The 3,725-nt window shown below is 71.6% G+C and carries 3 protein-coding genes; all 3 read right to left on the reverse strand.

Translation table 11 applies throughout. The annotated features are described in order from the left end of the window. Positions 1 to 165 precede the first annotated feature (165 nt). Positions 166 to 1,182, reverse strand: a complete 1,017-nt coding sequence (locus SACPADRAFT_RS0223075) for a DUF5336 domain-containing protein (protein ID WP_007026877.1) — start codon at positions 1,180 to 1,182, stop codon at positions 166 to 168. A 203-nt stretch (positions 1,183 to 1,385) separates the two neighbouring features. Continuing rightward, the gene (gene sucD / locus SACPADRAFT_RS0223080; protein WP_007026878.1) at positions 1,386 to 2,273 is read right to left on the reverse strand and encodes a succinate--CoA ligase subunit alpha; all 888 of its coding nucleotides are present in this window, start codon (positions 2,271 to 2,273) and stop codon (positions 1,386 to 1,388) included. 5 nt (positions 2,274 to 2,278) lie between these two features. After that, entirely contained in the window at positions 2,279 to 3,448 is a 1,170-nt protein-coding gene (gene sucC / locus SACPADRAFT_RS0223085; protein WP_007026879.1) for an ADP-forming succinate--CoA ligase subunit beta, read from the reverse strand. Between the last annotated feature and the right edge of the window lie 277 nt (positions 3,449 to 3,725).

A 3,725-nucleotide genomic window follows, 5' to 3' on the forward strand; every position in this document is an offset into this window, starting at 1 on the left:
CGGGACCGGGTGTCCGCGCGGTGGGCCTGCTCATGTCGCGCACCCTCGCACCACGACCACGCACCGTGTGCGCGCCACGCCGTCACCCGGGGTGCGGCTGCGACGCGGGTCACCCGGAGGGGCCGCCCTCAGCGGCGCCGACCGGGGCGGAGCGGTGTGGGCGGTTCAGCTGTTCTGCTGCTCGCCCGGGTTGTCGTTCCACTGCGGCGCCGCATCGGGTGCCTGCCCGCCGAGGAACTGGCCCTGGGTCGCGGCGTACTGGGTGGGCGCCTGGGCCTGCGGCTGCTGACCCTGCTGGCCTGGCATGCCCTGCTGACCGGGTTGACCGGGCTGACCGGCCTGCTGGTGGCCGGGCTGCTGGGCAGGCTGACCCCCCTGGCCGGAGGGCTGCACCGGATGCGCGATCGCGGTCGGCTGCGGGATACCTCCCGACTGCTCACCCTGCTGGCCGGGCTGACCCTGCTGGCCGGGCTGACCGGGCTGACCGGGCTGACCGGGCTGACCGGGCTGGCCGGGCTGGTGCTGACCCGGCTGATACTGGCCGGGCTGGCCGAAACCGGGGTGGCCGGACTGCGGCCCGGCAGCGCCGGGGTACCCGCCGGGCTGTCCCGGGCCGCCGAATCCCGCCGGACCGGCCTGCGGACCGAATCCCGGCCCGCCGGGCTGCCCGGCCCCCGGGGTGGGCGCGGGGATGATGCCCACGTCGAACAGGTAGGCGGCCACCGCGGCGAGCATCTGCAGGATCGCGAAGACGAGCACCAGGATCCCGCCGACGGCGAGGTCGCCGTTCAGCTGGAAGAAGCCGAACAGGAACGGGACGGTGGCCCCGACCGAGAAGATCGCGGGCCACACCCCCGGTTCCTGATCACCGGGGAGCAGCGACAGCACCGCGGTCAACCCGGCGACGAGCAGCAGCGCGGGGACCCAGGACAGCGGCGACTGGTAGAAGCTCACGCCCTCCACCAGCGAGGTGAACCCGAGGAACAGGTTCAGCGCGCCCAGCCCGGCGGTGACCAACAACAGCAGCTGCGGCAGGGACAGCTTCAGGCCACCACCGCCGGACGAGGGTGCCTGACCCGGATAGGGCTGCTGCGGCTGTCGGGACTGCTGCGGCTGGTGCGGCTGCGGCTGCTGGGGGGCCTGGCCCGGGTATCCACCCGGCGCGCCGCCTGGGAAGGTCATCCGTTTCTCCTGTCTGCGGGGCTCGTCGGCACGCGGGAAAACCGCGTCACCGGTGCGGTCCGACGACGTGTCCGATCGTGTGACGCGGCACCACGCCGTCGGGTTTCGCGTGCGACCGCATTTCTACAGCAGAAGGGCCGGGCTCCGCGTGAAGCCCGGCCCCTCGACCGCTCACCGGGTCCGGCCCGGCGTCCCGTGCACGTTCAGCGCGCCTTGTACAGCTCCCGCGCCAGCTCGGCCGTCTCGGTCGGGGTCTTGCCGACCTTCACGCCCGAGGCCTCCAGCGCCTCCTTCTTGGCCTGCGCGGTGCCCGACGAGCCGGACACGATCGCCCCCGCGTGGCCCATCGTCTTGCCCTCGGGGGCGGTGAAGCCCGCGACGTAGCCGACGACCGGCTTGGTCACGTTGGCCTTCACGTATTCGGCGGCGCGCTCCTCGGCGTCCCCGCCGATCTCCCCGATCATCACGATGACGTCGGTCTCCGGGTCCGCCTCGAACGCCTCCAGCGCGTCGATGTGCGTGGTGCCGATGACCGGGTCACCACCGATGCCGATGGCGGTGGAGAAGCCGATGTCGCGCAGCTCGTACATCATCTGGTACGTCAGCGTGCCGGACTTGGACACCAGCCCGATCCGGCCCCTGCGGGTGATGTCGGCCGGGATGATGCCCGCGTTGGACTGTTCCGGCGAGATGATGCCCGGGCAGTTCGGGCCGATGATCCGCGTCCGGTTGCCCTTGGCGCAGGCGTGCGCCCAGAACGCGGCCGAGTCGTGCACCGGGATGCCCTCGGTGATCACGACCGCGAGGCCGATCCCCGCGTCGACCGCCTCGATGACGGCGTCCTTGGCGAACTTCGGCGGGACGAAGATGACGCTGACGTCGGCGCCGGTGGCCTCCATCGCCTCGGACACGCTGCCGAAGACGCTCAGGTCCTTGCCGCCGACGGTGACCGTCTGCCCGGCCTTGCGGGCGTTCACCCCGCCGACGATGTTCGTGCCCGCCGCGATCATCTTGGTGGCGTGCTTGGTGCCCTCGGAGCCGGTGAGGCCCTGGACGACGACCTTGGAATCGCTGTTCAGAAAAATCGACATGTTGTTCACGCACCTGCCGCGGCGAGTTCGGCGGCTTTGTCGGCCGCGCTGTCCATCGTGTCCACCAGCGTCACCAACGGGTGCCCGGCCTCGGCGAGGATGCGCCGGCCCTCTTCGACGTTGTTGCCGTCGAGGCGCACGACCAGCGGCTTGCTCGCCTCGTCGCCGAGCATCTTCAGCGCCTCGACGATGCCGTTGGCCACCGCGTCGCAGGCGGTGATGCCGCCGAAGACGTTGACGAACACGCTCTTCACGTCGGGGTCGCCGAGGATGACGTCCAGCCCCGCGGCCATCACGTCGGCGGACGCGCCGCCGCCGATGTCGAGGAAGTTCGCGGGCTTCACGTCGCCGTGCCGCTCACCGGCGTAGGCGACGACGTCCAGGGTGGACATGACGAGCCCGGCACCGTTGCCGATGATGCCGACCTGGCCGTCCAGCTTGACGTAGTTGAGGTCCTTGGCCTTCGCCTTGGCCTCCAGCGGGTCCTCGGCCTGCTCATCGACGAGCTCCGCGTGCGCCGGGTGGCGGAAGGCGGCGTTCTCGTCCAGGGTCACCTTGCCGTCCAGGGCGATGACCTCGTCCTTCGGGTCCCGCACCAGCGGGTTCACCTCGACCAGCGTCGCGTCCTCGGCGACGAAGGTCTCCCACAGCTTCACCACGACCTCGGCGGCCCGCTCCCGCACGGCCTCGGGGAAGTTCGCCCGGGCGACGATGTCCCGCGCGGCGTCGAGGTCCACGCCGACCAGCGGGTCCACCGGCACCCGCGCCAGCGCCTCGGGCCGCTCGACGGCCAGCTGCTCGATCTCCACCCCGCCCTCGGCGGAGGCCATGGCCAGGAACGTGCGGTTCGCCCGGTCCAGCAGGAACGAGAAGTAGTACTCCTCGGAGATCTCGGACGCCTCGGTGACCAGCACCCGGCGCGTCACATGTCCCTTGATGTCGAGCCCGAGGATCGCCCGGGCCTTCTCCACCGCCTCGGCCGGATCGGTGGCGAGCTTGACACCGCCCGCCTTGCCCCGGCCGCCTGTCTTCACCTGGGCCTTCACCACGACCTGGTTGCCGATCCGCTCGGCGACGCCGCGGGCCTGTTCTGCCTCGTCGACCACTTCGCCGGGGAACACCGGCACACCGTGGGCGGCGAAGAGTTCCTTCGCCTGATACTCGTAGAGGTCCACTACTTCAGTCTCCTGACGACACACGCCACTGTGGTTACGCAAACCGTGCTGCCGGACGGTCACGACCCTATCGATCCGCTCCGCGCCCGCGTCGCCCGCACCCGGTGAACTCGGTCACGAGACCACCGCTGAGCAGGGAGATGTGGTGCAGATCGCGCCCCGCGCCGTCCGCGCCCGACCCGGCCGGGGGACGTCCGGGAAGGGCCGGAGACTCACAAGCGCCCGGTGCGGCGGCCCGACACCGCGAGCCACGCCGCCCACACCACGAGCGGCACCG

It is taken from the genome of Saccharomonospora iraqiensis subsp. paurometabolica YIM 90007 (assembly GCF_000231035.2).
Taxonomy (GTDB): domain Bacteria; phylum Actinomycetota; class Actinomycetes; order Mycobacteriales; family Pseudonocardiaceae; genus Saccharomonospora; species Saccharomonospora paurometabolica.

Excerpts from the sequence above, each read along its gene's own strand:
- sucD (WP_007026878.1), bottom strand. The coding sequence starts at position 2,273 with ATGTCGATTTTTCTGAACAGCGATTCCAAGGTCGTCGTCCAGGGCCTC.
- SACPADRAFT_RS0223075 (WP_007026877.1), bottom strand. The coding sequence starts at position 1,182 with ATGACCTTCCCAGGCGGCGCGCCGGGTGGATACCCGGGCCAGGCCCCC.